General features: G+C 59.6%; 18 protein-coding genes. 8 read left to right on the forward strand and 10 right to left on the reverse strand.

Going from position 1 to position 22,130, the window contains the following annotated elements; all coding sequences use genetic code 11:
* Positions 1-189 precede the first annotated feature (189 nt).
* On the reverse strand, positions 190-984 hold the full coding sequence (locus tag AB4Y87_RS00510; protein WP_442002540.1) for a hypothetical protein: 795 nt from the start codon (positions 982-984) through the stop codon (positions 190-192).
* An 819-nt stretch (positions 985-1,803) separates the two neighbouring features.
* On the opposite strand from AB4Y87_RS00510, the gene AB4Y87_RS00515 reads away from it, so the two are divergent.
* Positions 1,804-2,415, forward strand: a complete 612-nt coding sequence (locus tag AB4Y87_RS00515) for a dihydrofolate reductase family protein (protein WP_442002541.1) — start codon at positions 1,804-1,806, stop codon at positions 2,413-2,415.
* A 14-nt stretch (positions 2,416-2,429) separates the two neighbouring features.
* On the opposite strand, the gene AB4Y87_RS00520 is transcribed toward AB4Y87_RS00515, so the two are convergent.
* The gene (locus tag AB4Y87_RS00520; RefSeq protein ID WP_442002542.1) at positions 2,430-3,203 is read right to left on the reverse strand and encodes an alpha/beta fold hydrolase; all 774 of its coding nucleotides are present in this window, start codon (positions 3,201-3,203) and stop codon (positions 2,430-2,432) included.
* Positions 3,204-3,742: 539 nt separating this feature from the next.
* Here AB4Y87_RS00520 and AB4Y87_RS00525 point away from each other — a divergent pair.
* The 3 genes from AB4Y87_RS00525 (at position 3,743) to AB4Y87_RS00535 (ending at position 6,118) form a co-directional block, all read left to right on the forward strand.
* The gene (locus AB4Y87_RS00525) at positions 3,743-4,339 is read left to right on the forward strand and encodes a hypothetical protein (protein ID WP_442002543.1); all 597 of its coding nucleotides are present in this window, start codon (positions 3,743-3,745) and stop codon (positions 4,337-4,339) included.
* A 97-nt stretch (positions 4,340-4,436) separates the two neighbouring features.
* The gene (locus AB4Y87_RS00530) at positions 4,437-5,234 is read left to right on the forward strand and encodes a hypothetical protein (RefSeq protein ID WP_442002544.1); all 798 of its coding nucleotides are present in this window, start codon (positions 4,437-4,439) and stop codon (positions 5,232-5,234) included.
* Positions 5,235-5,593: 359 nt separating this feature from the next.
* Positions 5,594-6,118: a DUF4352 domain-containing protein gene (locus AB4Y87_RS00535; RefSeq protein WP_442002545.1), complete on the forward strand. Its 525-nt coding sequence runs from the start codon at positions 5,594-5,596 to the stop codon at positions 6,116-6,118.
* Positions 6,119-6,201: 83 nt separating this feature from the next.
* On the opposite strand, the gene AB4Y87_RS00540 is transcribed toward AB4Y87_RS00535, so the two are convergent.
* Entirely contained in the window at positions 6,202-7,443 is a 1,242-nt protein-coding gene (locus tag AB4Y87_RS00540; protein ID WP_442002546.1) for a flavin-containing monooxygenase, read from the reverse strand.
* A 182-nt stretch (positions 7,444-7,625) separates the two neighbouring features.
* On the reverse strand, positions 7,626-8,225 hold the full coding sequence (locus AB4Y87_RS00545) for a TetR/AcrR family transcriptional regulator (protein ID WP_442002547.1): 600 nt from the start codon (positions 8,223-8,225) through the stop codon (positions 7,626-7,628).
* 174 nt (positions 8,226-8,399) lie between these two features.
* Here AB4Y87_RS00545 and AB4Y87_RS00550 point away from each other — a divergent pair, with 174 nt between their 5' ends.
* Positions 8,400-8,762, forward strand: a complete 363-nt coding sequence (locus AB4Y87_RS00550) for a nuclear transport factor 2 family protein (RefSeq protein WP_442002548.1) — start codon at positions 8,400-8,402, stop codon at positions 8,760-8,762.
* A gap of 117 nt (positions 8,763-8,879) precedes the next feature.
* On the opposite strand, the gene AB4Y87_RS00555 is transcribed toward AB4Y87_RS00550, so the two are convergent.
* The 6 genes from AB4Y87_RS00555 to AB4Y87_RS00580 are packed head-to-tail and all read right to left on the reverse strand — an operon-like array spanning position 8,880 to position 16,930.
* Entirely contained in the window at positions 8,880-9,752 is an 873-nt protein-coding gene (locus tag AB4Y87_RS00555; RefSeq protein ID WP_442002549.1) for an SDR family NAD(P)-dependent oxidoreductase, read from the reverse strand.
* A 46-nt stretch (positions 9,753-9,798) separates the two neighbouring features.
* Positions 9,799-10,164, reverse strand: coding sequence for a TfoX/Sxy family protein (locus tag AB4Y87_RS00560; RefSeq protein WP_442002550.1), 366 nt, complete (start codon positions 10,162-10,164; stop codon positions 9,799-9,801).
* 56 nt (positions 10,165-10,220) lie between these two features.
* Positions 10,221-11,495, reverse strand: coding sequence for a Wadjet anti-phage system protein JetD domain-containing protein (locus tag AB4Y87_RS00565; protein WP_442002551.1), 1,275 nt, complete (start codon positions 11,493-11,495; stop codon positions 10,221-10,223).
* Complete coding sequence (locus AB4Y87_RS00570) at positions 11,485-14,901, reverse strand: ATP-binding protein (protein WP_442002552.1); 3,417 nt, start codon at positions 14,899-14,901, stop codon at positions 11,485-11,487. The genes AB4Y87_RS00565 and AB4Y87_RS00570 overlap by 11 nt, the downstream gene beginning before the upstream one ends.
* Before the next feature lie 2 nt (positions 14,902-14,903).
* The gene (locus tag AB4Y87_RS00575; RefSeq protein ID WP_442002553.1) at positions 14,904-15,491 is read right to left on the reverse strand and encodes a DUF4194 domain-containing protein; all 588 of its coding nucleotides are present in this window, start codon (positions 15,489-15,491) and stop codon (positions 14,904-14,906) included.
* Positions 15,488-16,930: a DUF3375 domain-containing protein gene (locus AB4Y87_RS00580; protein ID WP_442002554.1), complete on the reverse strand. Its 1,443-nt coding sequence runs from the start codon at positions 16,928-16,930 to the stop codon at positions 15,488-15,490. The genes AB4Y87_RS00575 and AB4Y87_RS00580 overlap by 4 nt, the downstream gene beginning before the upstream one ends.
* A 301-nt stretch (positions 16,931-17,231) precedes the next feature.
* Between AB4Y87_RS00580 and cspE the strand changes: the two genes are divergently transcribed.
* The 3 genes from cspE to AB4Y87_RS00595 all read left to right on the forward strand — a co-directional run bounded on the left by cspE (position 17,232) and on the right by AB4Y87_RS00595 (position 22,117).
* Positions 17,232-17,435, forward strand: coding sequence for a transcription antiterminator/RNA stability regulator CspE (gene cspE, locus AB4Y87_RS00585; RefSeq protein WP_011773907.1), 204 nt, complete (start codon positions 17,232-17,234; stop codon positions 17,433-17,435).
* A 774-nt stretch (positions 17,436-18,209) separates the two neighbouring features.
* Positions 18,210-20,768 carry a LuxR C-terminal-related transcriptional regulator gene (locus AB4Y87_RS00590; RefSeq protein ID WP_442002555.1) on the forward strand — a complete coding sequence of 853 codons (2,559 nt, stop codon included), beginning with the start codon at positions 18,210-18,212 and terminating at the stop codon, positions 20,766-20,768.
* Between the two features lie 83 nt (positions 20,769-20,851).
* The gene (locus AB4Y87_RS00595) at positions 20,852-22,117 is read left to right on the forward strand and encodes an APC family permease (RefSeq protein WP_442002556.1); all 1,266 of its coding nucleotides are present in this window, start codon (positions 20,852-20,854) and stop codon (positions 22,115-22,117) included.
* Positions 22,118-22,130: the final 13 nt, after the last annotated feature.

Consider the following 22,130-nt stretch of genomic DNA (forward strand, 5'->3'; position numbering starts at 1 on the left):
TCTAAGGTTTGGTTCCCGACTCGGCCCTGCTCCAATGTTCACGAAGCAGGCCCCCGAGGCCATCGGGCTCGATCCAGTGCAGGGAGTTTCTGGGTAGTGGAACGCACGAGCGAGTCAGTGGTGTCGAACTAGCATTTTTCAATTAGGGCTCCCCAGGCGGTTGCGGTCAGCATTCAGCCACTGTGTCATTCAGTTGATAACCTCGGCGTCAATAATCTCGGTGCTTTCGGCCCTGTGTCCGGGCTTGGTCAATTCCAGGCTGGCGAGGTGCTTTTGCAGACGCTTGGACATCGGGAGGAATGTGCCCAGAGTGAGACCTCCAGAGAAGAGTGCGCCGACGACTGGGATGGCCTTCGCGACTCCGCTGGCGAAGAGCTTCTTCGTCATGGCCACACCCAGATAGCCGGCGACCTTTTTCACGATTGGGTAGATGACCCCTTGGGTGAGTGCCCGTTGGGGTAGTTTCCTAGCCACATTGGCGGCGATCATGTTTGCAACTTTTGCCACTCCACCCTGAGCGATCTGTACGCCGAACATCACACCCACGAAGAGCACCAGCATGCTCTCGGTTGCCTCATCGATTTCTTCGGCACCATCATCGAATAGATCCGGCCAACTGTAGATGTAGGCAAGCTTCTGGGCAATCCGAAGCAGGTGTCCCATGTACTGTGCGAGGTCGACTGGCACAGTACCGACCACTGCCAAACCGCCGGGGATACCAGCGAGGGCCGAGAGTCCGGTGACCTTGCTGGTCTCATAAGTGATGGAGGTGTTTGCGATCTCAGTAATAGCCTTGAGGGGGATACCGGCTGCCGCTGGACTATCGGCGATTGCCTTCTCGATCTGCTCTTCTGTGCAGTAACGTTTGAGCGCTGCCCGGAGGTAGGCGGTTCTGTCGATCCGCACACCCGGCAGCTTCGCAGCGGCATCCAGCACCTGGGAGAAATTCGATCCAGGGTTCGCAATCTCTTGTTCTTCGGTCATGGGTAGATCGTATCGACGGGCTCCGACCTGCACCCCCATCTGCGAATAATGTCCGAACGCGTGGCGGCTGGTATTTTCGAGAGCCTCGTTCCAAGGTAATGGGATGTCGTCGTAATTCCGGGCTGCACCGTCTCACCTGCTGGAGTGTACATCCTTGCTGGCATCGGGCCGCTAGGACTCGATTCCCCGACTCTGTCATGGAAGTTAAATCGGAACCAAGCCATGCGAAGACGCAGGTAGCAAGACCGCTGCAACTGCTGTTGCCTCTATCCAGGCGGACCAAGGACTGCCATGGCGTAGGAGGCATCAACTCAGATGTCCGACGCGAGTGATTCATGATTGCCGACCCGGCATCAGCCAGTAGATAAGGTATTGGCGTGGCGTCCCGGGGTTGCGGCTCTGACAGACATCCGGGCGGCTTGGTTGTGCCTGCCAAGAGCCATGCGACCTCCCGTGAATGTCGGCTCTAGCCGAGAACGACAGTCTCATGGGGCAGTAAATCGGGCACAGGTTTCGCCCTGTCGGCTTGGGGATGGAGGAGCCTGAGCGGGTTGTCGTTCACGTTCGGGCTCGCTTGGGCGGGTGGGGTTGGTCTATCTTGCCTTCTTGACCCGAGGGTTCCGGAAGCCGGCACCCCAGTTGGAGCTCAAGAAAGTTTAGGGGCCGGTGCGTCCTCTGAACGTTTGGCGGGTGACAGCGGCAGGTGGAGTCGCCGTCGTCGATGTTCTCCATTAGCCGTTGCTTCGCAAAGCATCCTGTGGAAGCCTCGGAGTGATCCCGTCGCCGGGGTGACGACGGGCAGACGAGAAGGAGCCCGGCATGGGACTCATCCACATTGACCTGTTCACCACGCTCGACGGCGTCGCGCAAGCGCCGGGCGGACCTGAAGAAGATCCGGAGGGTAGTTTCGCGTTTGGGGGCTGGCAGGCGCCGCTGTTCGACGACGTGGTGGGCGAACAGGTCGAATCCGGGATGGAGGGGATGGACGCACTGCTTCTTGGGCGCCGCACCTACGACGTCTTTGCCGGGTACTGGCCACACCAGGACGGAAGCATAGCGCAGCTGTTCAACCGCATCCCGAAGTACGTGGCCTCGCGCCAGGCGTTGAACCTTGAGTGGGATGGCTCGTCTCAGCTCGGTCCTGATGTGGTGGCTGCCTTGCGCGAACTGCGCGAAAAGCATGAGCACATCCACGTCATCGGCAGTCTCGACTTCGTGCAGACCCTGTTAGCCGAGCGGCTCTTCGATCGGCTCACGCTTTGGGTGTATCCGATCCTCCTCGGTGGAGGGAAGAAGGTCTTCGCCGATGGGGTGGTTCCGACGAACCTACGACTCATCGAGCCGGTGGTCGCCTCGCCGAAGGGGGCCGTGATGCAGCGCTACGCGTTGGTTGAGGGGACGCCTGGGGTGGGGGATATGTCGGCGCAATAAGATCTGCTCCCGGCTCAGTCGGTGTGTTTGCTCTCCTCGGCGCGCTTCCAATGCTCCGTCAGAACAGCCGCGAGCCGTTCGGGTTCGATCCGGTGCGGGGGATCGAAGTGGTGACGATCCTCAAACACCTCCACGCGATAGTCCGGAAAAACCTGGGACAGTCGATCTGCGATATCCCCGTACTGGTCAGGGTTGCTGAGTCCTCCGAGCACGAACAAGACTGGTTTTGCAAACGTGCTGAGTTGCTCGCGGTCCAGGCGGTACTTCTCGAAATCACGCAGGAACGCTCGAATTCCGGCAGGTCGCTTGGCCATCCATGGCGGCGGGTCGCCCGCAGGCGGAGGCGGAAGGACGACGTCGGGCCTTACCGCCAGCCTCGCGAAAGCCTCCATGAACTGCTTTGGCGGCAGCGATTCGAGGTCTTCAATCCGCTTCCAGAATCGGGAGTGTGCCTTGCTCCAATCCCAGTCTCCCGCCCAGGCAGGCTCCAAGAGGGTCAGGCTGAGCAGGCGCTCGGGGTGCTTGGCGGCGAAGGCGAGGGCTGCCGCTCCGCCACCCGAGTAGCCGACAAGGTGGAACGTGTCCCATTGTTTGGCGTCTGCTTCGCGTAGGACGCCATCGACCTCGGTATCAAGGGACCAATCGGGCGGCGGCTCGTCGGCCTCGTAGAGGTCCAGGTCCTTTGCAAACGCGTCCACGTCAGGGCCCAGCGCTTGTATGAGGTCGGTGTAGGCGGGCGCAGCAGGAAGGACGCTGCCTGGAAGGAAGAACGCGCGGATTGCTCCCATGGGTGAACCATACGCTTGGGGAGGGACGAGGGAGAGGGAGTTCGTCAGCTGCAGAATCGGATTGCGCCCACGCTAGTGAGTCGCGCCGTGCATTCTGAGTGTGTTGCAGCTGCCTTCATCGTCGAGCTTGCTGCTGCAGCCTGCGGTGGCGAAGCACGTCGAACCTAGACATTCGTCACAAATATGCGATTAGTGGCGCGCTCTTTCGTAAAACTAGCATTTCAGTTGCAGGCATATACACTCATTTCCATCGGTCCAGCAGAGTGGTCGTTCACTTCGATCGCGGATGCGACCGGTATCGGTTCTGATCTGGGGGATGATTTACATGCCTAATAATCGAAGGCCTCTTTGGCTTGCTGCATCGCCGGCATGGCATCCCTTTGCGTGCCGGAACGGGCCCAACTTCCCAAAAGCCTGACCTTCCCCTTACACGCCTGTCAAAGGCTCGTTCCCCATGCGGCCTATGCCTTACGTTCTTGAATTTCTCATCTTGCTTTGCCCTGCCCATAATCCTCCACATCGCATCCCTCTGGAGAACAATGACCATCCCAGAAGTACCTCAGCACGAGCCCGGAAGCGGAGTACCCCGCGATAGCAGTCCTGCCGACGGTGCCGCAATTCAGCAACGACAAAGCAGCGTTCTAATTCCCGCAGCAACCGATGGAGAGGCGCCATCGCCRCCACCAAAGCGCTATTCTAAGCCATACATCTTTGGAGCCATTGGCTTAGTCATTGGTCTCCTTTTGGGAGTCCTCGGGACTGTGACTGTTGGCGGAATGGTCGAAGCGGGCAAGGCCTCAGCGGCAGCTGAGGCGGAAGCGAAGAAGCCAAAGCCCCTGGCCGATGCCGTGAACAAGTGCCAGTTGTCTGGGAAGGCGATTTCAGCAAAATTGGGCGACGAAGGACGCAGCCTCTCACTTGATGGGAAAGGTGAAGATGACCTCAACGGCTTGGCCTGGAGCGACATCCAGTGCGCCCTCAAAGCTGTCAATGTTCCCGACTACGTTCAGGAACAGATGAAATCGACTCGTGCTCTGGACGGAACGCAACGTGAATCTTGGGACAACTTCTCTGTGTCTTGGAGCTACCACCCAAATACGGGCATGAACGTCGTGTTGCGCTTCACAGACGTGTAGGCGCGTAGATCCGAAGATTCTCCGACGCTATGAGCGTCACTTCGCCTAGCCCGCTCCTGCAGGCGAGCATTCATTTACCCCACCACGACGGAGATTCATGACCATCAACGAAACCGGGCAGAGCGTCCCCGAAATGCCTGCCCAACCTCCAAAACACGAGGAAGAGAAAGTCACCCCCAGCCCTGAACCGAACGAGAGTGCTTCGGATGAAATGGAGACGGCCTCCTTGTCAGTCAAAAAGTTGGGCTGGCGCAGACGGCAGAATCGGACGACGGAGTCAATGCCCTCATTGGAACAATCAAGAAATGTGATGGAGTCCGATGATGTGACTCCGTCGACACCGCGCCGCAATCGGCGATGGATTTGGGTGGCCGCTTTGTCAGCCGCTCTGCTAGGCGCGGCAGTGTTCTTGGGGTCGATTCTGCCGGACCCCAAAAGCAGCGGGGAATACAAGAGTCTGCAGGCCGACAATGTCCGCCTGACCACCGAACTTAACAAAGCCAAGACAGAGTACAAGACCCTTGAAGATGGCATGAAAGCACGCGAGGTCAGAGTGACGGCGTCCGGTCAGGAGCTCACAAAGCGCGAGGAAGCGGTCAAGGTCGCGGAAGCTGCAGTAAAGAAGCGCGAAGAGGCTGTGACGGCGGCTGAAAAGCAAAAGGCCGCGAACACCGTTCGGGAGGGAACTTGGACGGTGGGTGTGGATATTGAGCCAGGTACCTACCGAACGGACACCGAGGTCTCGTCCAGCTGCTATTGGGGTATTTATCGCACGGGGTCGAACGGATCGGACATCATCGACAACGACATCGTGAGCGGTGGGCGCCCTACTGTTACGCTCGTCGCCGGGCAGGACTTCAAGACTACGCGATGCGGTGCATGGACGAAGCAATAGAAACAGGGCTGATGCCTAGTATCTCCCGACCGAATTAGAGCCCAGCGTTTTAGCGATAGGAAGCAGCCATTTTTTCTCACAATCCCTAGAACAATCGGACACCATTCTATATTCGACTATCGGTAATTCATTACTAGCGAGTCAGGTGCGATCTGCTCATTGGTGTTTTGGCTGCTTGGGCTCTGGCTTCGTCGTTGACGCCAAGAAGGGTTAGCGGCATTCGCCTGACATAACAGCACTGTGTTTCTGAAATATCGCATGTCTTAATCAACAAACATGGCAGTCTGTATATATGCTTCCCCTATTGGGGACTCTTTTGATGATCTCAATACCATTCGCATAGCTAAAGGAAGGTTTCAATGAAGAAATTATTCGCACTTATGGCGCTCATAGCTATCCCGGTGCTCGCAGGATGTGGTGCCAGCGGATCGACAACAGGAAACGCTGGAGGTGGTTCATCCGCTGCGTCACAGCCTGCGGAAAGCAAGGCCGCCGAGCCCAAGGTTGGTGAGCCTTTTACTGCTGACATGGGCGGCGGCAACGTCGCTAAGATCACCATTGTGACGGCGCAGTTTGTAGATTCGGTGAGCACTAATCAGTTTGCTCCGAAGCCGAAGGCCGGAAAGTTCCTCCAGATGGATGTTCTATGGGAGACCGAAAAGGGGACAACTAAGGCCAACTCCTTGTACTTCACCGTGAAGGATGCCGATGGGCGCAAGGGTGACATGGAGCTTTTTGGTGACGGAACCCTCGGGTCTGGTGACGTCCCTGCTGGCGACAAGATGCGGGGCTTTGTGAATTTCGATGTGGCGCCGGGGCCCGTGACGGTGACAATAACGAACCCTATACTCCAGCCAGCGGCAACAATCAAGATCGCACCCTAACTTGAATTGGTGGCCTCGGACGTTCGCCGTCCGAGGCCACCGAGCCACAGCACTATGCCTGCAGCGAGGGGGGAGAGGCCTGCTCAGGCCCCAGCAATCCTGCCAGCCACGTACTCCGCATCCAGGCCTACCCCGCCGACGATCGAAGAGTAGTGCCGCGTGAGCCACGGCAGGCCCACCGTGTACAGGCCAGGGAGTTCCATGACACCGCGCGAGTGCCGCGGGTAGCCCCATTCATCCAGCACGGGCATGTCGATGAAGCTCAGGTCGAGCTTGTAGCCGGTCGCCCACAGGACGGATGTGATGTTCGCGGCGGCAAGGTTCAGCGTGGCTGGTTCGGCGGGCAGCCAATCGTCCTCGGGCTCCGGTGGTTGCTCGGGGGCTTCGATGCCTGCGGCCGCGATGTACGCCTCGATGGCGCGTCCAGAGCGCTGGGCGAAGGTTGACTCGACTGTTGCGAGGCGTTCGGGGAGGTCGTCGCTGAAGGTGATGACGCCGTCGTCGATGTTTTCCAGGTGGCCGTGGAGGTGCATGCCGCGGCGGCCGAGCTCACGGAGATGGATGTTGTGGCCGCCGTCTGTGCCGGAAAGCAAAGGGTTGCAGGCGAAACGGGCCGCGGGAGAGGGAAGTCCCTCGCGGGTGAGGGCGTTGATGCCGTAGTCCGGCCCGTGTTTGCCGACTTCCAGCAGCCAGTAGATGAGGTCGTGGCCGCGGTAACGGCGCGGCGCTTCAGGACACGTGGAGACGGCGAGATGTACTTCGCAACCGGCCGCGTGCAGCTCCTCAGCGATTTGCCCGCCCGACTGCCCGGTCCCGACAATCAGCACAGCGCCATCGGGCAGCTGCTGGGGGTTGCGGTACTCGTGCGTGTGGAGCTGGAAGACGTTCGGCGGGAGGTTGCCCGCAACGGCGGGAAACTTGGGTACCTGATAGGCGCCCGTCGCCAGGACGACGTTGCGTGCCTGCATGTGGCCGAGCGACGTCTCGATAGTGAACCCATCCGCCGCGGCTGCCAGCCGCGTAACCTCGACGCCGGTGCGAACCGGAGCATCAATCACTTCCGCGTACTTTCTGAAGAGATTCACAGCAGCGATCCGCGGTATGAACGCGTCCGGTTCCTCACCGGAATACGGCATCCCCGGCAGGCCCAGCGCCAGGTTCGGCGTGTTCATGTAGAACCCGTCCCACCGGTCCTGGAAAGCACCACCCAGCGAGTCTCGCCGCTCCAGGATTTGATGCTCGACGCCGGCCTGAGTCAGCCAGTAGCTCGTCGCGAGTCCTGCTTGGCCTGCGCCGATGATGACCGTTTCCGGGGTGCGTCCCATGGGGTGGATCTTACGCTTGGAGATGCGGGTGCGGGAGGTCAGTTGACGTGGGGTTTTGGCTGCAGCTCACAGGATTTTCGACAGTCGCGTGCACTCTTCCCACAGCCGCTTCCGGTCTCTACCCAGGGAAACCCAGGTTCGCTGTATCTGATTGAAGTCGCTGCTGGTTCTGGTATGGATTCTCATCGACTCTGCGACGGCGTCACGGCCTGCAAGGCAAGCCCGACCAGGCGTGGCATCTTCGTTGCTCCATCCACAGTTCTCGGCTCGCGGAGATGCCCAGCAAGGGTCAGATCAACTAAGCCATGTACCGTCGCCCACACGAGCGCTGTGATCTCGCGGACATCGCCCGAAACTACGTAACCGTCCAGCTGTCCCTTCGAGACCAGCGTGTACAAGTAATCCGTGCAAGTGGTCGCGGCGTTTTCAAGATCGCGACTCGGATTGCCAATTTGGAAGTCGCCGAATACAAGGCGGTAATGGGCAGGGCGCGCCATTGCGCCTTCGGTATAACCGAGAAGGGCGCCCAAAAGCGGCGTGCGATCACCCACACCAGACGCAGCTCCTAAACGCATCTGCTCGCCTAGATAATCAAGATTCTCTGCTGCAACGGCGCTTAGGAGATCGTCTTTATCTTTGAAATGTCGATATGCGGCCGTGCGGGACAAGCCCGCTTGTGAGCCCACGGCCCGCAAGGTCACCGCATCGGGGCCACCCTTGGTCAGCAGATCGCTCGCTGCCGCCAATAGTTTCGATCGAGTCTCGCTGGGCAAAGAGTCCATGGTCAACCATCCTACCTACGGCAATGCAGCTTGATTGTTGATGAGTTGACACTGTCAACAGCAATTGTTTACTCTGTTGACATTGTCAACAGAGAGTTGGCTCTCGTGGCTGATTCGCACTCAAGGACACATGTCCGTCCGCAAATGAGCCCGGGGAAGAAAGAAGGAACAAACATGAAATCCGAAGATCTAGCCGCAGCGTACTTCGAAGCCTGGATGACTACCGATGATGATCGTCGCCACGAGTTGGCCAGACAGGTCTTTACGGAGAGTGCCGTCCACTATGCGGTCCCCGCGAATGTGCAATTCCGTGGAGTCGAAGCGATTGAGAGCAACATCAAGCGCGTAAATACGGAGAACATCCAAGGGAACGGACTTTCTTTCACATCCGGTGACGTGACCGCTAACCACAACACATTGYAGCTCGAATGGTCAGTCGAAACCCCCTCTGGGCAGACGGTCGCCACTGGTCGTGACTTCCTTCTTATTAGCGACGACGGACGCGTCCAGGCTCTCTACATGTTCAACGGCGTCTGATTCGGCCGGACCAAGGAGCGATCTAATCCAGGCCTTCCGAAGCGGGCAGACCGTTTCGGAAGGTGTGGATCGGGCCCGAAGCCGGGAGATCAGTCGGGCTGGGTTTTGGCCGTCAGGTCACAGTATTTTGGACAGTCGTGTGCACTCTTCCCACAGCCGCATCCGGGCGTCGGGATCAGAGCCCATGCCCGGCGTCGGCAGTTCCTTGCGTTTGGCCCAGAGCTTGCCGGACACCGCCGCAGCCTCTGGCGACGTGGCCAGCCAAACAGCCGTATCGGCCGCCTTCTCTGCGGGCTTGCCGAAGGTATTTGTCATCCAGCGGAAAAGTCCGCCAACGTCCTGCAGGAGACCGGTGTGCTTGACGAGGCCGGGATGCACTGCGTTCACCACAACGTTGGATCCGCGAAGGCGTTCCGCGAACTCCTGCGTCAACAGAACACGGCCGAGCATTGTTGGTGGGGTAGAGCGGAGGTAGCTGTAGTTGCCTTTCTCGGTTTGAAGGTCGTCGAAATCGATCTTTGTCACCGAGGGGCCGCCCGAATATTTGGAAGCGATGTTGACGATCCGCGACGGCTGCCCCTCATCTCTGCTCGCGCCGCGCTTGAGCGCATCCAGGAGCAGATTCGTCAGAAGGAAGTAGCCCATCACGTTGGTGGCGAACGTGAGCTCGAGGCCATCCGCGGTCACGTGGCGTTCTTTGCGGAAAACGCCGGCCGCATTGACGAGCACGTGAAGCTCGTCGTGCCGGGAAAGGAACTCCTCAGCGGCCGAGCGAATTGACGCTTGGTTTGAGAGATCGCAGGCAAGAGGCTCCAAGGTTGCGCCCGGGACCGCCGCCTGGATCTCGCGCAAAGCTTCTTCGGCCCGAGCTTCTGTCCGTCCAACTACGACGACGGTCGCACCTTCTCGTGCTAGCGCAGTGGCGATGGCCTTAGCAAGACCACCCGTAGCGCCGGTTACCAGCGCTGTTCGTCCATTCATCGAGGGCATGGCTTGATCTCAGCACGAAAGGGACTGTTTGGCGAGGGTGCGGTGTCTAGTTCTTGGAAGGCCGTGCTTTGGGTTTCTTAGCCGGGAGCCCGGCCACGTAGTCAAAGGCTTTGGCCACCCACGGTTCCGCCTTCTCGGCGTCATTATTCCAAGCTTCTGGAAGACCGGTGTATCCGCCCATGGGACGTTCGTCAGGGCCGAAGGGCTGAGTTTCATGATCAGCCTCAAGCTCGGCCTTGTCGGCGTCGGAAAGACGGACGCCGATGGTGGGGCCGAACAGTCCCGCAAACATGTTGCCATTCACAAAGGCGCCAAGATTGCCGAACATCGGCTTGACGATGACATCCGGATGATCGGGCAGCACAGAACGAAAGCGTTCCTTGTCGGCGTCCGAGGGCTTGGGCATCTGCATTTGCTTGTTCTCCTAGGTTTGTACCTCCATGCCCAACTGTACGCAGAGCACGACGATCAGGCCGCAAGCCTCCGCAGCGCCCATTCCCAGCCAATCAGCTCCTGCTCCAGCCGAACTCTGTCCCCATAGCTGCCTCCCTGCAATCCCTCGTAGACGTGCGCTTCCTCAGCAGTAAGCCGGGTCAATAGAGCCCGTGAAGGAGTTGCCTCCACGCTCCACGCCTCCCGATGCGCCAGCAGAATTTCCTCGTCCATCAGTACGCTCGACACATGCGGGTGAACTGAGCGCAGTTGATCCAGGATGCGGAAACCGTGGGTGTCCAAGTCACCCCAGTACAGGACCTCACAGTCGTGCAGCCATGCCGCATCCCGGAGAGATGAGAAGCCGTAGCCGGCCCCGAAGATGGCCAGAGTGTCAGGCCGGTCAGGGAGGGCCAGGAAGTTCACGAGGTTCTCCGTGATGAACACTGTGCTCACCGGAAGTTTGAGGGACTCGAACGCTGTGGCCGTCACCGTGATGTCCCGGGCATCACCCAGCAAGGGGATCGCCGAATCCAGCACACGGAAGCGGACTTGCTCCGGCTGATGGAGGAAGCCGTGGCGCTCCGCGAACCGAGCAGCCGGAGTTCGGGCAGCCGATCGTCCCAGCAAGGGATCATCGGGAGCCGAAGACTCAGCCACGTCAAGCAGTGCGTCGTCAGGCGCTTCGACGGTGGGTGCACCCGAACCCTCCGCGGGCACCAGCGTCCCCACCATCTCATCAATTGTCCGACGGTGCGTCTCGATGAACTTCGTGTGAACACCAGGCAGGCTCAACTGCCGCACATAGACACCAGGGGAGGGGTGGTCGCGGAGCCACAGCGCCACTCGGGCAGCAGTCAATGCCGCGTCGCCCAGCTCCAACAGAGCAAGTGGTCGCTTCAAAGCCCATGCCTTAAGAGCAGGATCCAGAGCTACAAGCGAAGAAGCAAGAGAACGAAACCGTCCCAACTCCCGCGACTTACCAACAAACGCAACTTCGTCCTCCACCGAATCAAACACGGCCACAGCGGGAAGTTGGTTTGACCCGATAGTGGTGCGGCCGACGTCGACCGTCTCCAGACTGTAGGGCCCTGCGGAGGCGAACAGCTCAGCAGCCCATTCGCGGGCGGCAGCGTAATCGTCCCGCAGCTCTGTGGCGGTTGGGCGCTTCAACGCTCGACGCCGTGGGTACAGGTCAGTCGGCTCCAGAGCCTCCCGCAGGAGCTGGCCCCGGTCCCAAGCGGCAACAGACAGCGATCGCAGCCCCGCCAACGTCGTCCAACGACGAGCAAGAGCAGATTTAGCCGGCACGCTTCTCCCGTTCTTCGCGGTACTCGGTGATAGTCATGTTGCGAAGCTGAGAGTCGTTGCCGTTGGTGTTGGCGACGAAGCCCACGTGTGCCACAAACGGCTCGATGACGTTGATCTTCTGAAGTGGTGTGACGATCAGCAGCTGCAGTTTCATTCGCTGGAACAACTCCATCCCGTACCGTGCCGACTCGTCAGAGCCACGACCAAACGCCTCGTCGATCACCACAAACCGGAAGCTCCTCCCCTTGGCAGGGCCGCCTGCGCTGGAGCGTGAGGCGCCTTTAACAGAAGCCAACCCAAATTGGAACGCCAACGCCGCGGCCAGAATCGTGTACGCAAGTTTCTCTTTCTGTCCGCCGGACTTGCCGCCCGAATCCGTGAAGTGCTCAAACTCTTCGCCCGTCTCGGTCCACTTCTCCGATGCCGAGAACGTAAACCAGTTCCGCACGTCCGTCACCTTGGACGTCCAACGCTCGTCCAAGGTGGTGAACCCCTCACGGCCACGGAAACGCTCGATCAGCCGTTCCACCTGCAGATACTTCTGCTCCGAGTACTGATCATCATCGCCAATGGTGCCCTCGGAACAAGCCCTCAGGTCGATCCCGAACTGCCGCACATCCAGGTCCGTGGAGTTCTGATGCTCCAGTTGGATGTGCCTGCCCGGGTTGTACTCGATCTCCGCCAAGGACAGGTTGATCTCGCTGATCCGGTTCACGATGTCCTGCCGCCGGCTGTCCAGGAAGGCGTTGAATGCCACCACTTCATGGATGGTGTTCTGCGTCAGGGAATCCTTGAAACGCGCCTCGAACCTGGGAAGGTCATCGCGCTCCAGCTGTTCGAGCAGCCTGTTGAACTCCTCCGCAGCCTCCAGCGTCGCGTCAATATCCGTGGTCTCGTTCGGATACTTGTTGCGGAAGTCCGCCATGAGCCTGACCGTAGAAGCCGCAGCCGTGGCAATCTTTTTGGTCAACGCATCGATCGTTCCGGTCAGCCCCGAACGAACCGAGCTTTCCGTAGAAACGGTATTCCGGTACGTGAGCGACTTTTGACCGAGTGTCTCGGCGGTGAGCCGCGCCACGGCAGCCAGTACGTCGCCGTCGTCCGTTAGCGGTTGTTCCTTCAAGGTCAGGCGACATTCCTCGATCACCGTTGCGATGTCCCGGGCGTCCTTGTCGTTGGCCCCAATCCGCTCGCGAACCTTGTCAGAGCGCTCTTGAAGCTTCTCGATCCTGGCAGCGACCTCAGACTCCTTGATCGCCAGCTGCTGCAGCACGCTGCTCGCCTGCTGGAGTTGCAGCTTCTCATCCTTGAGCTCCTGGACCCGGCGAGCGGTCACCTGCCAGCTGATCTCCGAAAACTCGGTCACAGACCCTACATTGCCCAGCAAGCGGTTCAGTCGGGCGGCGTCACCCAGCGACGCGTCGACCTTCGCCAGCTGGGTCCCGACACTGCGGTGTTTGCCGTCAACGTCGTCCCGCTCAGCCCGAATCCGCACGATCTTCTCGTGGTTGTCCCAGCCCAGGACAAACGTCCGCCGGTCCGTCAGGCCAGTGCGGTCGTCCTTCTCATGCCTTCCCCGCGAGCCCTTCAACTGACCATTAACAGTCAGCGCCTTGGGATGCCTGCGGAAGTCCTCCATGGTGTCGCAGCAGACATAATCGAACCTGGTGCTGAGCTCATCCAGCAGGAAATCGCGGAACGGCGTGCCCTGCTTGATTGCAATCTTCGCGCCCAGCGTCCCGGGTGCGGGAGGCCGTTGCGGGTACGAGTCACCAATCCGCCGGTACACCAGCTTGCCCTTGAGATCATTCGCGTCCACCCATGAGCTCACCGCCGCATAGTGCTCAGCGGAGACCAGCAGCTGAAGCGCAAAGCTCCTCAGCGTACGTTCAGCCGCGCCTTCCCACTCGGACTCGCCGTCGCGGACGCGCAACAGTTCGGCAGCGTAGGGGAGTGCCGACTCGGCAATGCCGGTGCCGTCACAAATACGACGCCGCAGCTCCAATTGCGGACGAGCCAGCAGAGTCTGCCGGGAGCCAAGGCTGGCCAGTTCGGCGTCGAGGTCCTCCCTGCGCGCGGCCAGCTCCCTGAGCTCCGAATGCAAAGCCGTTCGCCGGTCCTGCAACTCCACGGCCTGGGCGGCAAGGTCCTGCTCAACCTGGCTTAAGCGTTGCCGGTTAGCGTCGAAGAGCACCCGGTCTTCGGGAGTGTTCAATCCAAGTTCGACGGCGGCACTTGTGTACTGCTCGAAGCGCTTGCGTTGCGTTTGAGACGCCTCTTCAAGCTGCGCCACTTCCGAGTCGATGGCTGCAAGCCTCCCGCCACCACTGGTCCGAATGTCCTCTTGCACGATCGCGAGTTCGTGTCGCAACCGGGCAATGTCCGAGCTCAGCTGGGTGCTGTCTTCGCGGAGCTTCTGTCCCGTCCGCTCCAGCTCGTCCTGATGTTCCAGACTCAGAGTCAACTGCTGATCCGTGAACCAAGGATGCAGCTGATCCCTTTGCTTGCGTGCCTGGTTTTCCTCCGCGCTAAGCTTCTGGTGCGTGGCGGCGCCCTCCCGGATCGGCTTCAGCAGCTCGATCTGGTCCTTGGCCCGGACTACGGCTTCGTGTGCTTTCTTGAGATCGTCAAAGTGGCCGATCAGCTTGCTGATCCTCGCTTCGACGTCATCGTCTTCCAGCATGTTGGTCCGGACGAAGTGGGTGATGTTCTCCACTTGCTTCATGGAAACTGTGCGGTGGAACAGCTCCATCGCCTGATTGCCGCTGATGCCAAAGTGGCGCTTGAATGCGGCCGCATACGGATCGAAGGTGTCGTGAACGGTGACGCCCTCAGCACGTAGCTTCTTCTTCAGCTTCGCCGGATCCTGGCCGAAGTTGGAGAAATCGTTGGCGATCGACTGCTCTTTCTCAGCCAAAGAGTAGAACCGTGTTGGCTGCCCGGCTTCCTGCATCGTCCAGAGGGTGATGGCCAGCGTCACGGTCTTGTTGAGCACAGCGTTGTGGAAGACGCCGAGGACCACTGACAACGTGCCGGGCGGCCGCAGCGCCACGGGCTTGGAGTACTCGCCGCCAGTGCTCCGGGTGCTCTTATGGAAGCCCCTCACATAGGACATCAGCGTTCGTTCCCGCTTTTGCGCGCCTGCGGCCTTGTTGTACTCGATGCGGTTGGCCGGCAGAAGGAGCGTCGTGATCGCGTCCACAACGGTCGACTTTCCGGAGCCGATATCGCCGGTCAACAGGCTGTTGGCGCCGTCCAAACGGAACGTCCGCACGCCGCCGTGGAACGTGCCCCAGTTGAGCAGTTCCAAACGCTGAAGTCGGAACCCGGGCGGCAGGCCGCCGTCGTGCGCTGTTTCTGCTGTTTCATCGATGCTGAACAGCGTGTCCTGAACGTCAGTGGTCATGGTCACTTGCTTCCGGTGAGAGAGTCACGGTAGTCAGCCAACCGCGCGTCGAACTCTTCCAGCCACTGCGCGTCAACGTAAGCCTTCAAAATGCGCATCACCTCATACGTTTCCGTTTCGCCCTTCAGTCTCCGCAGGAAACCGAGCTCCACGACCTTCTTGATGTTGGTCCCCAACCGGTCCAGGATCCGGGCCTCATTGCTGGACTCGGGGAGGAAAACTGAGACCATGTCCTTGATTTCGGCCTCGGACATGATCAGCCGGAGCTCGCTGCTGTTGGTATCAAACTCCAGCATCCGCTTCCGGAGGAGGGCGAGCAGCAGACTGACATCGAACGTGAGTTGCCTTCGGGGGATGAGCCGGGGGAGCGTGCCTTCAGGATCCTCGCGCGACTTCAGAAAGGCGTAGCCCTCCGACTCGTCCAGGATCAGGTTGAGGCCCAGCACGGCAACGTAGTCCCTGACCTGGGACGTAAGCGTGATCAGCGACTGCCAGATTTTCTGATCAGCCTCCGCATAGACCACGCCTTTGAAGAGCCTGGTCACGACGGCGGGCAGTTCCTCGGGGGTGCTTGCTGTTTCGGTTGTCATGCCGGCCTCACGAAGATGATCTGGTCTATGGTTGCCTCTTTTAGCGTGCCATCCGGGAGCTGCCACTGGAGGTTCTGGGTTGTTTCCGCATCGATAGTGGCCCAGTCCGATTCGACCGCCAGCTGGTAATACAGCACCAGCTCAGCGAGCCCCTGGGTCAAAGGGTGTGCTTCGGTGATGTCCGCGAGCGTTGCCTGGTCCGCGTGTTCAAGAACATCGTCGATGTTCGACTTCAGACGCTCCCTGTCCACGTGGAACTGGCTGAACAGCGCGCTCGCATCCAGGTCCTGATCATCCGCGGTGACCACCTCGTCCATCACCATCACGCGGCTGCCAGGCTCGTAGAGCGGCCGCTCGAACGGCAACGCGACGTCCACGGACGGTGCGTCGATCTCCATAAAAACGTTCGACGGCGGGCGGTCCCGTGTATCTAGCGCGCTCGCCTCAACGCTTCGGATTAGTTGCATAATTCGCTTGTTCTCCAGGAAGACTTTGTCGTCCAAGAGCCTGCGCATCTGCTGGGAGAGCTGCCTCACCGTGCTCTGTGTCTGTTCAACCGCCGGCAACCAATCCTGGTGGAGGTTGGTGATGGTGTGGAGGTTGTCTGCCTGTGCCAACGCCTCGATCTGGGTGGCTCGCTGGAGGAGATCGTTCAGCTCGTTCCGGAGTTGGGGTGACATGAGGTAGTCCCAGAAGCCTTGGAACGTGCGGCCTTGCAGGGAGCTGCCGATGTCCTGCTGGTTGGCGAAGATCGTGTCCAGCAGTTCGCCCTGGCTGCCGTCCCACGTAGCGATCTGTTCACGAACCTGGCGGTCCAGTTTCCGGAAGTTCTGCTCGACCTCCCTGAAATCGGAGAGCAAGTCCTTGGCCAACGCAGTGAGCTGCTGGAAGTGGTCCAGGGCCTCCGGCCCGCTCATCACCTTGACGTCGCCCGCCCGGATCCGCTGCATCTCCTTGTCTATCTGGTCCCTCTGCTGCTGCAGTTCGGCAAGCCGCACTTCCGGGTCGGTCTCCGATTGTTGGACCAAGGTTTTCAGGACCGCGAAGATGCTGGTGAGCCTGGATTGCGTGGCCACGAATTCGCGGCCTCTGAGGCTCTCCACCCATCTGACTACGTCCTCGGCTGCGGGCGTGAGGTCGTAGTGTGGCTCGTCTTCCCCTTGAACGTAGTATTTCCGTAGCCATGCCCGCTCCGGAGCTGCCCAGTCGTCAAGGTACTCTGCTGCGCTACGCGGGAATTTGTCCTCACCGAACGATTCCCGGACGCCGAACAAGACGTCGTCCAAAGTATCGATCAGTTGCTGGCGGCCAACGTTGCGCTGGTTAGGGTCTGTGAAAGCGGCCATGAAGAAGTGCAGGGCCAGCGGGGCGTTCTGGGCGCGGAGGAGGGCCCAGCCCGCGTGGTTTTCACGCAGAGAATTTATGGCGTAGAAGTCCACGTGCTCCCTTAAGTCTTCGGGTTTGTACTGGCTGCTGGCCCGGCTCTTGACTCACAGGCTAAGCCAAGACCACGACAATTTTCTTGGTCAGTCCGGCCATCGGATTGATTAATCTGACGTCGCACTGGCTATCTGCTCAGATCTATGTAAACTTGACGGTGTTGTTGTGTTTGGCATTTGGTAGTTCAGGCAGTCCCCGTGATCCATCTGGATCGCGACCTTCTGAAGTAACGGTGGAGAACACCCCACACCGGAGACCCGAAAGTCGGGAGAATCTCCACCTTCAGTAAGGACTGAAAAAATGGCTACAGGTACCGTGAAATGGTTCAACTCCGAAAAGGGCTTCGGCTTCATCTCTCCTGAAGATGGCAGCCAGGACGTTTTCGCTCACTACTCTGCGATCAACTCCTCGGGCTACCGCTCCCTCGAAGAGAACCAGAAGGTTTCCTTCGACGTCGAGCAGGGCCCCAAGGGTCCCCAGGCAGTAAACATCCAGGCTATCTAGTCTTCGGATAAACAAAAAGCAGGGCCGGTTCACAATGTGAACCGGCCCTGCTTTTTTTGTTTGTCAAAGGCGGGATTCTTGTCGATCTACCCGTAGACGTCAGAAACCTACTCTGGACTGTGAGGCTTTCCTCCTTAGGTGCTACCTTGTGAATGCGAGCGTCGGGCTTGGACCGGCGCGTAATATATCGGTGATCCCTGGTGCTTAGCGCCGGGGATCACTTGTTTTTGAGCAAGCGGCCCGCCATCAGTGTTGGGCCTAGTGGTTTGACCTCGAACTCATAAAGAGGCCTCCATTCAGGGCTAAGCCCTTCCCCAGCGAAGCGCACGAGGCACTTCTCCTTCAGCGAATCAGACTATTCATCATGCTGACGCGCCGTCGGATGGCAACCTCAGTAGTCTCGGATGCCGAGGGCAACCTCGCTTCTCGAATATATGTTCGAGTCAGTAAAGAGGTCTTAGAACACATATCCACATAGCGAATTACACCCCTGTAACTCGCCTTCGAACGTCCGTAGCGTGGTCGGTATCAACTACGAAACCGAGGGCCTCCCATGGACGAACAGACTGCAGACGACTCCTTCCCGCCAGCTCATTCGAAGCAGGCTCACCACCTAGGCGAGTCCCGCGAGCACTCATTTTTGCCGGAATTGCCACCTAGACGGGCGTTAAGCGGTCTGTGCAAGGCCGTTTTGCCACCTAGTCCCGTTYCCGAAATCTAACCTGCGAAGTGAGCCGCATGTCGGTCATCCACAGAAACAGAAGGTTGGATCGAGTGTTCGATTCTGAGGTTCAGCGCATCCTCGATTTCGTCGGCCGCGGCATAAGCGTGCGGATTATTGGAGCCTCCGGAAGCGGCAGGACCACGGTGTTGCAAAACGTGGTGGCCAACCTGGAAAAAACCGGCATCGCTATCCACGTCATCAGCGGCCTTAGAACACATCGCTCAATTCCCTACTCAGCCATCAAGAGCCTGGGCTTGGAGCTTCGGCCCGGCCGCAGCGGCGTTACGGATATGGCAGACGCGCTCTCAAGCCAGTTATCCAAGCCTGGAAAGCACGTCCTGATAGTGGACGACATCCATCTGCTGGACAACGAATCGCTGGCGGTGCTGGAATCCGTTCGCCGCAGGTCCGACTGTCCGTTGGTCGTCACGGCTCCGGACAGCGGCTCGATCTCAAGAGGTCAACTGGCCGTCATGAACAGTGGCCGCGAAGCTTTGCTGCAACTGGACCCCCTCCACTTTGAGCAGGTACACACCTTGGTGACGCAGGTGCTGGGAGCTGCCGCTGATGCAGACACAACAGCAAGAATTCTGACAAAGTCCGGAGGAAACCCTCGGCTCATTGTCCGGATTACGGAGACTGCGGCCTTAAGCGATCTTCTGGTTATGCGCGGCCGCCAGTGGCAGATGACCGGTGACACCCTCTGGAACGACCATCTGAGAGGCACCCTCGAAGCGCTGCTGGCGGACCTTGCTCCGGAAGAAGTCACTGCCCTGCACACCATGGCAATCCTTGGCACCGCCCGTGTGGACGTTCTGCAAAAGGTGGTACAGCCCGACGTGTTGGAAGGCCTTGAACGGCGGGGATTCCTGTCAGTCATGGACGATCACCACAACGGACCGATCGCGGCGATAAGCCCGCCCGTCATCGCAGACTATTTCAGGGGCCAAAAGACGCTCAGGGACCGGCACCTGTTACGGAACAAGATCGCTGGTGCCCTTGAGGGCGTGCCTCAAACGGCGCAGGGCAATTCAACAACTGCCGACTGCCTGTCCCGGGTGCTGGGATCCTTGCGGCTCGAGAAGGGAAACGATGATGCCGTAACGGCCCGGCATTTTCACGATCACAGTGCCGCCCGCGAACGCACGCGCTATGAACGATGGCAAGCGAACAAGTCAGCGACCAATGCTGCAGCACTGCTCAGGGTTTACTGGGGAGCGCCGGTGAACGTTATGCGGGCAACCCGCGTCTGTCGGGAGACGTCCACAATCAACGGCGACCCCAATGACATTCTCTTTCTCTCGATCACCAAGGCATTCCTTGCAATCTACTCAGGGCAAGGCGTGGGCACGGCTGTTGGCATTCTGAAAGGATTCGCTGAGCAGAACCCGGATCAGGCGTCTAGCGCCGAGGCCACCACCCTCTTCATCAACGCCTCCCATGGTCGGGTCACACCCCTGCCCGAGCCTTCTGCCGAAACCCCGCAGCCCACGTCGCTGGGGTTTGAAGGACTCGTCCAAAGCTTGCTCGAGCTGTATCGCTTTCGGCCGGCTGCGGTCCTCAGTGTGACAGAGAAGGCTGAGGACGACGACGCCTTCCCGCACCTACGTCCGTTCCTTCACGGCTTCGCGCTCTTTGCAGCAGGCAGGATCGAGGATTCCCTGGTCTTCGCGCTGGATTGGCGTGCCGAAGCCCGCCGGAATCTCGATCAATTCGGCGTTGTCGCAAGCAGCTATGTGGCAGCGCACGGTCTGCTGTACAGGGGCTACTTTGAAGAAGCCGAATACCTCATGAGCAGCGTCTTTGCCATGGGTCGTCCCGGCTTCGTGGTGGATGTCCTCTATGACGCCATGCTGCGGCTCGCCGGTCTACGGCATGCGACGACGGCCATCTCACCGGCGTTGTCCATCGCGTCGCAGGCAAGGACTGAAGTGCCCGATGTTGGCCCATTGCCCGGTATCGGCAAGGGAGTGCATGAGCTCATTGCCGCAGAGACTACTCAGCCGTCGGTTTTTGATCGGCGGGCCGTGAAGCTCATCAAACGTCAGATGAAGAGCGGCTACATTCTGGAAGCAGCAATGACGGCACTGCTCTGCACATGCCTCTCTCCAGGAGGGCCAGTCCTGGATCTCCTGCGCAGGATCCTCCGGGATAGCGGAGTGACGGCTCATGACCAGATGATGGCCGTTGCCACCGCCGTTGTGGAGGGCGATCACAAGTTGCTTGGCCTCCTCCTGAAGCACTACGAATTGGATGCCGACAACTATCAGATCGGCATGCTGCTCCGAGGCGCTCTCAAACGTCACGTTCTGGAGGGGAACACAGCAGCGGCGGAGGCTATGGCCGAAGCTTCCTCTTTGTTCGCAGCAAGGTTTCCGTCAACCAACGAGCAACTCTCCTTCAACACTTTCAGGACGACACCCCTGACCGAACGCGAAATCGAGGTTGCCGCGTTAGCAGGGCATCGCTCGAACGTTGAGATTGCAGAACATCTGGGAATCAGTGCGAGAACAGTGGAAAACCACATCTCCAACGCCCTCCGGAAAACGGGCGCAACCTCGCGCAATGGCCTCTTCATCCTCGTGGGGAATTCAATGGCAGCACGCTGACGCAAGTTAGGCTGAACGTATCTTCCAGTACGAGTCTCCGGTGACACCGGTAGAGCTCAGACCTTGATGCGTGAAGGGTTTTCGTGAGCAATTCCCCGGCCTTGGCCCGCCGCCTCGGCACCTTTGATGCTTCGCTCATTGGCTTAGGCTCCATGATCGGTGCCGGGGTCTTCGCGGCCTTCACACCAGCCGCAGCGGCAGCAGGATCCGGGCTCCTCATAGGCCTGGTTGTTGCGGCCTTCGTGGCCTTCTGCAATGCGACTTCCTCCGCGCAACTCGCTGCCAGATACCCCACCTCCGGCGGAACATACGTCTACGGACGTGAACGGCTTGGGCCGTGGCCAGGGTTCCTTGCCGGGTGGGGATTCGTGATCGGCAAAACTGCAAGCGCCGCAGCCATGGCCATGACCTTCGCAGCCTATGCAGCACCGGCAGGTTGGGAGCGTCCGGTGGCGATTGCCGCCGTCGTGATTTTGACGGCTGTGAACTATCACGGAGTGACTCGCACAGCGGGACTTACCCGGATTTTGGTGATCGCCGTCCTCACCTCTCTGGCGATAGCCGTGGCGGCTGTTTGGGGTGGTTCCGGACCTGACTTCAGCAACTTTGTGGGGGATGGGCTGCTGGCGCACGGCTGGTACGGCATCTTGCAGTCGGCCGGGCTGTTGTTCTTTGCCTTCGCTGGCTACGCGAGGATCGCCACGATGGGGGAGGAAGTTCGGGAGCCTCGCCGCACCATACCTCGTGCCATCGGCATCGCCCTGGGAATCACCATTGTCTTCTACGCCATAATCGCAGTCACGCTGTTGTCTGCCTTGGGACCCGACGGTGTTTCCGGAACGCCGACACCACTCGCCGATGCCGTCACTTCTGGTGCGATGTCTTGGGCTGCTCCCGTTGTTCGGATCGGAGCCGCAGTTGCGTCTTTGGGTGCTCTCCTGGCGCTGATCGCAGGGCTGGGCCGGACGAGCCTGGCGATGGCCCGCGAGCACGACCTCCCGCACTGGCTCGCGGCAGTTCATCAGCGGTATAAGGTTCCCCACCGGGCGGAAACAACGCTAGCCGTGGTGATTTGCCTGATCATTTCCGTGGCTGACCTCAGGGGCGCCATCGGTTTCTCGTCGTTCGGTGTGCTGCTTTATTACCTGATTGCGAACATTGCGGCCTTCACCCAGCCCGTCGAAGACCGCCGCTATCCGAAAGCACTTCAAGTGGCTGGAGCTGCTGCCTGCGTGGCGCTGGTTGCTACGCTGCCGCCACTGTCTGTGGGCCTGGGTGTACTCATGTTTGTGGTGGGCATCGTATTCCGGGTGATCCGTTTGCGCCGGAGTCACTCCCGCGTTCGATAAGCCATACTCCGGC

This window comes from Paenarthrobacter sp. RAF54_2, assembly GCF_052113945.1.
Lineage (GTDB): Bacteria > Actinomycetota > Actinomycetes > Actinomycetales > Micrococcaceae > Arthrobacter.

Excerpts from the sequence above, each read along its gene's own strand:
- AB4Y87_RS00540 (WP_442002546.1), bottom strand. The coding sequence starts at position 7,443 with ATGGGACGCACCCCGGAAACGGTCATCATCGGCGCAGGCCAAGCAGGA.
- AB4Y87_RS00575 (WP_442002553.1), bottom strand. The coding sequence starts at position 15,491 with ATGACAACCGAAACAGCAAGCACCCCCGAGGAACTGCCCGCCGTCGTG.
- AB4Y87_RS00560 (WP_442002550.1), bottom strand. The coding sequence starts at position 10,164 with ATGCAGATGCCCAAGCCCTCGGACGCCGACAAGGAACGCTTTCGTTCT.
- AB4Y87_RS00545 (WP_442002547.1), bottom strand. The coding sequence starts at position 8,225 with ATGGACTCTTTGCCCAGCGAGACTCGATCGAAACTATTGGCGGCAGCG.
- AB4Y87_RS00555 (WP_442002549.1), bottom strand. The coding sequence starts at position 9,752 with ATGCCCTCGATGAATGGACGAACAGCGCTGGTAACCGGCGCTACGGGT.
- AB4Y87_RS00530 (WP_442002544.1), top strand. The coding sequence starts at position 4,437 with ATGACCATCAACGAAACCGGGCAGAGCGTCCCCGAAATGCCTGCCCAA.
- AB4Y87_RS00570 (WP_442002552.1), bottom strand. The coding sequence starts at position 14,901 with ATGACCACTGACGTTCAGGACACGCTGTTCAGCATCGATGAAACAGCA.
- cspE (WP_011773907.1), top strand. The coding sequence starts at position 17,232 with ATGGCTACAGGTACCGTGAAATGGTTCAACTCCGAAAAGGGCTTCGGC.
- AB4Y87_RS00515 (WP_442002541.1), top strand. The coding sequence starts at position 1,804 with ATGGGACTCATCCACATTGACCTGTTCACCACGCTCGACGGCGTCGCG.
- AB4Y87_RS00535 (WP_442002545.1), top strand. The coding sequence starts at position 5,594 with ATGAAGAAATTATTCGCACTTATGGCGCTCATAGCTATCCCGGTGCTC.
- AB4Y87_RS00510 (WP_442002540.1), bottom strand. The coding sequence starts at position 984 with ATGACCGAAGAACAAGAGATTGCGAACCCTGGATCGAATTTCTCCCAG.
- AB4Y87_RS00520 (WP_442002542.1), bottom strand. The coding sequence starts at position 3,203 with ATGGGAGCAATCCGCGCGTTCTTCCTTCCAGGCAGCGTCCTTCCTGCT.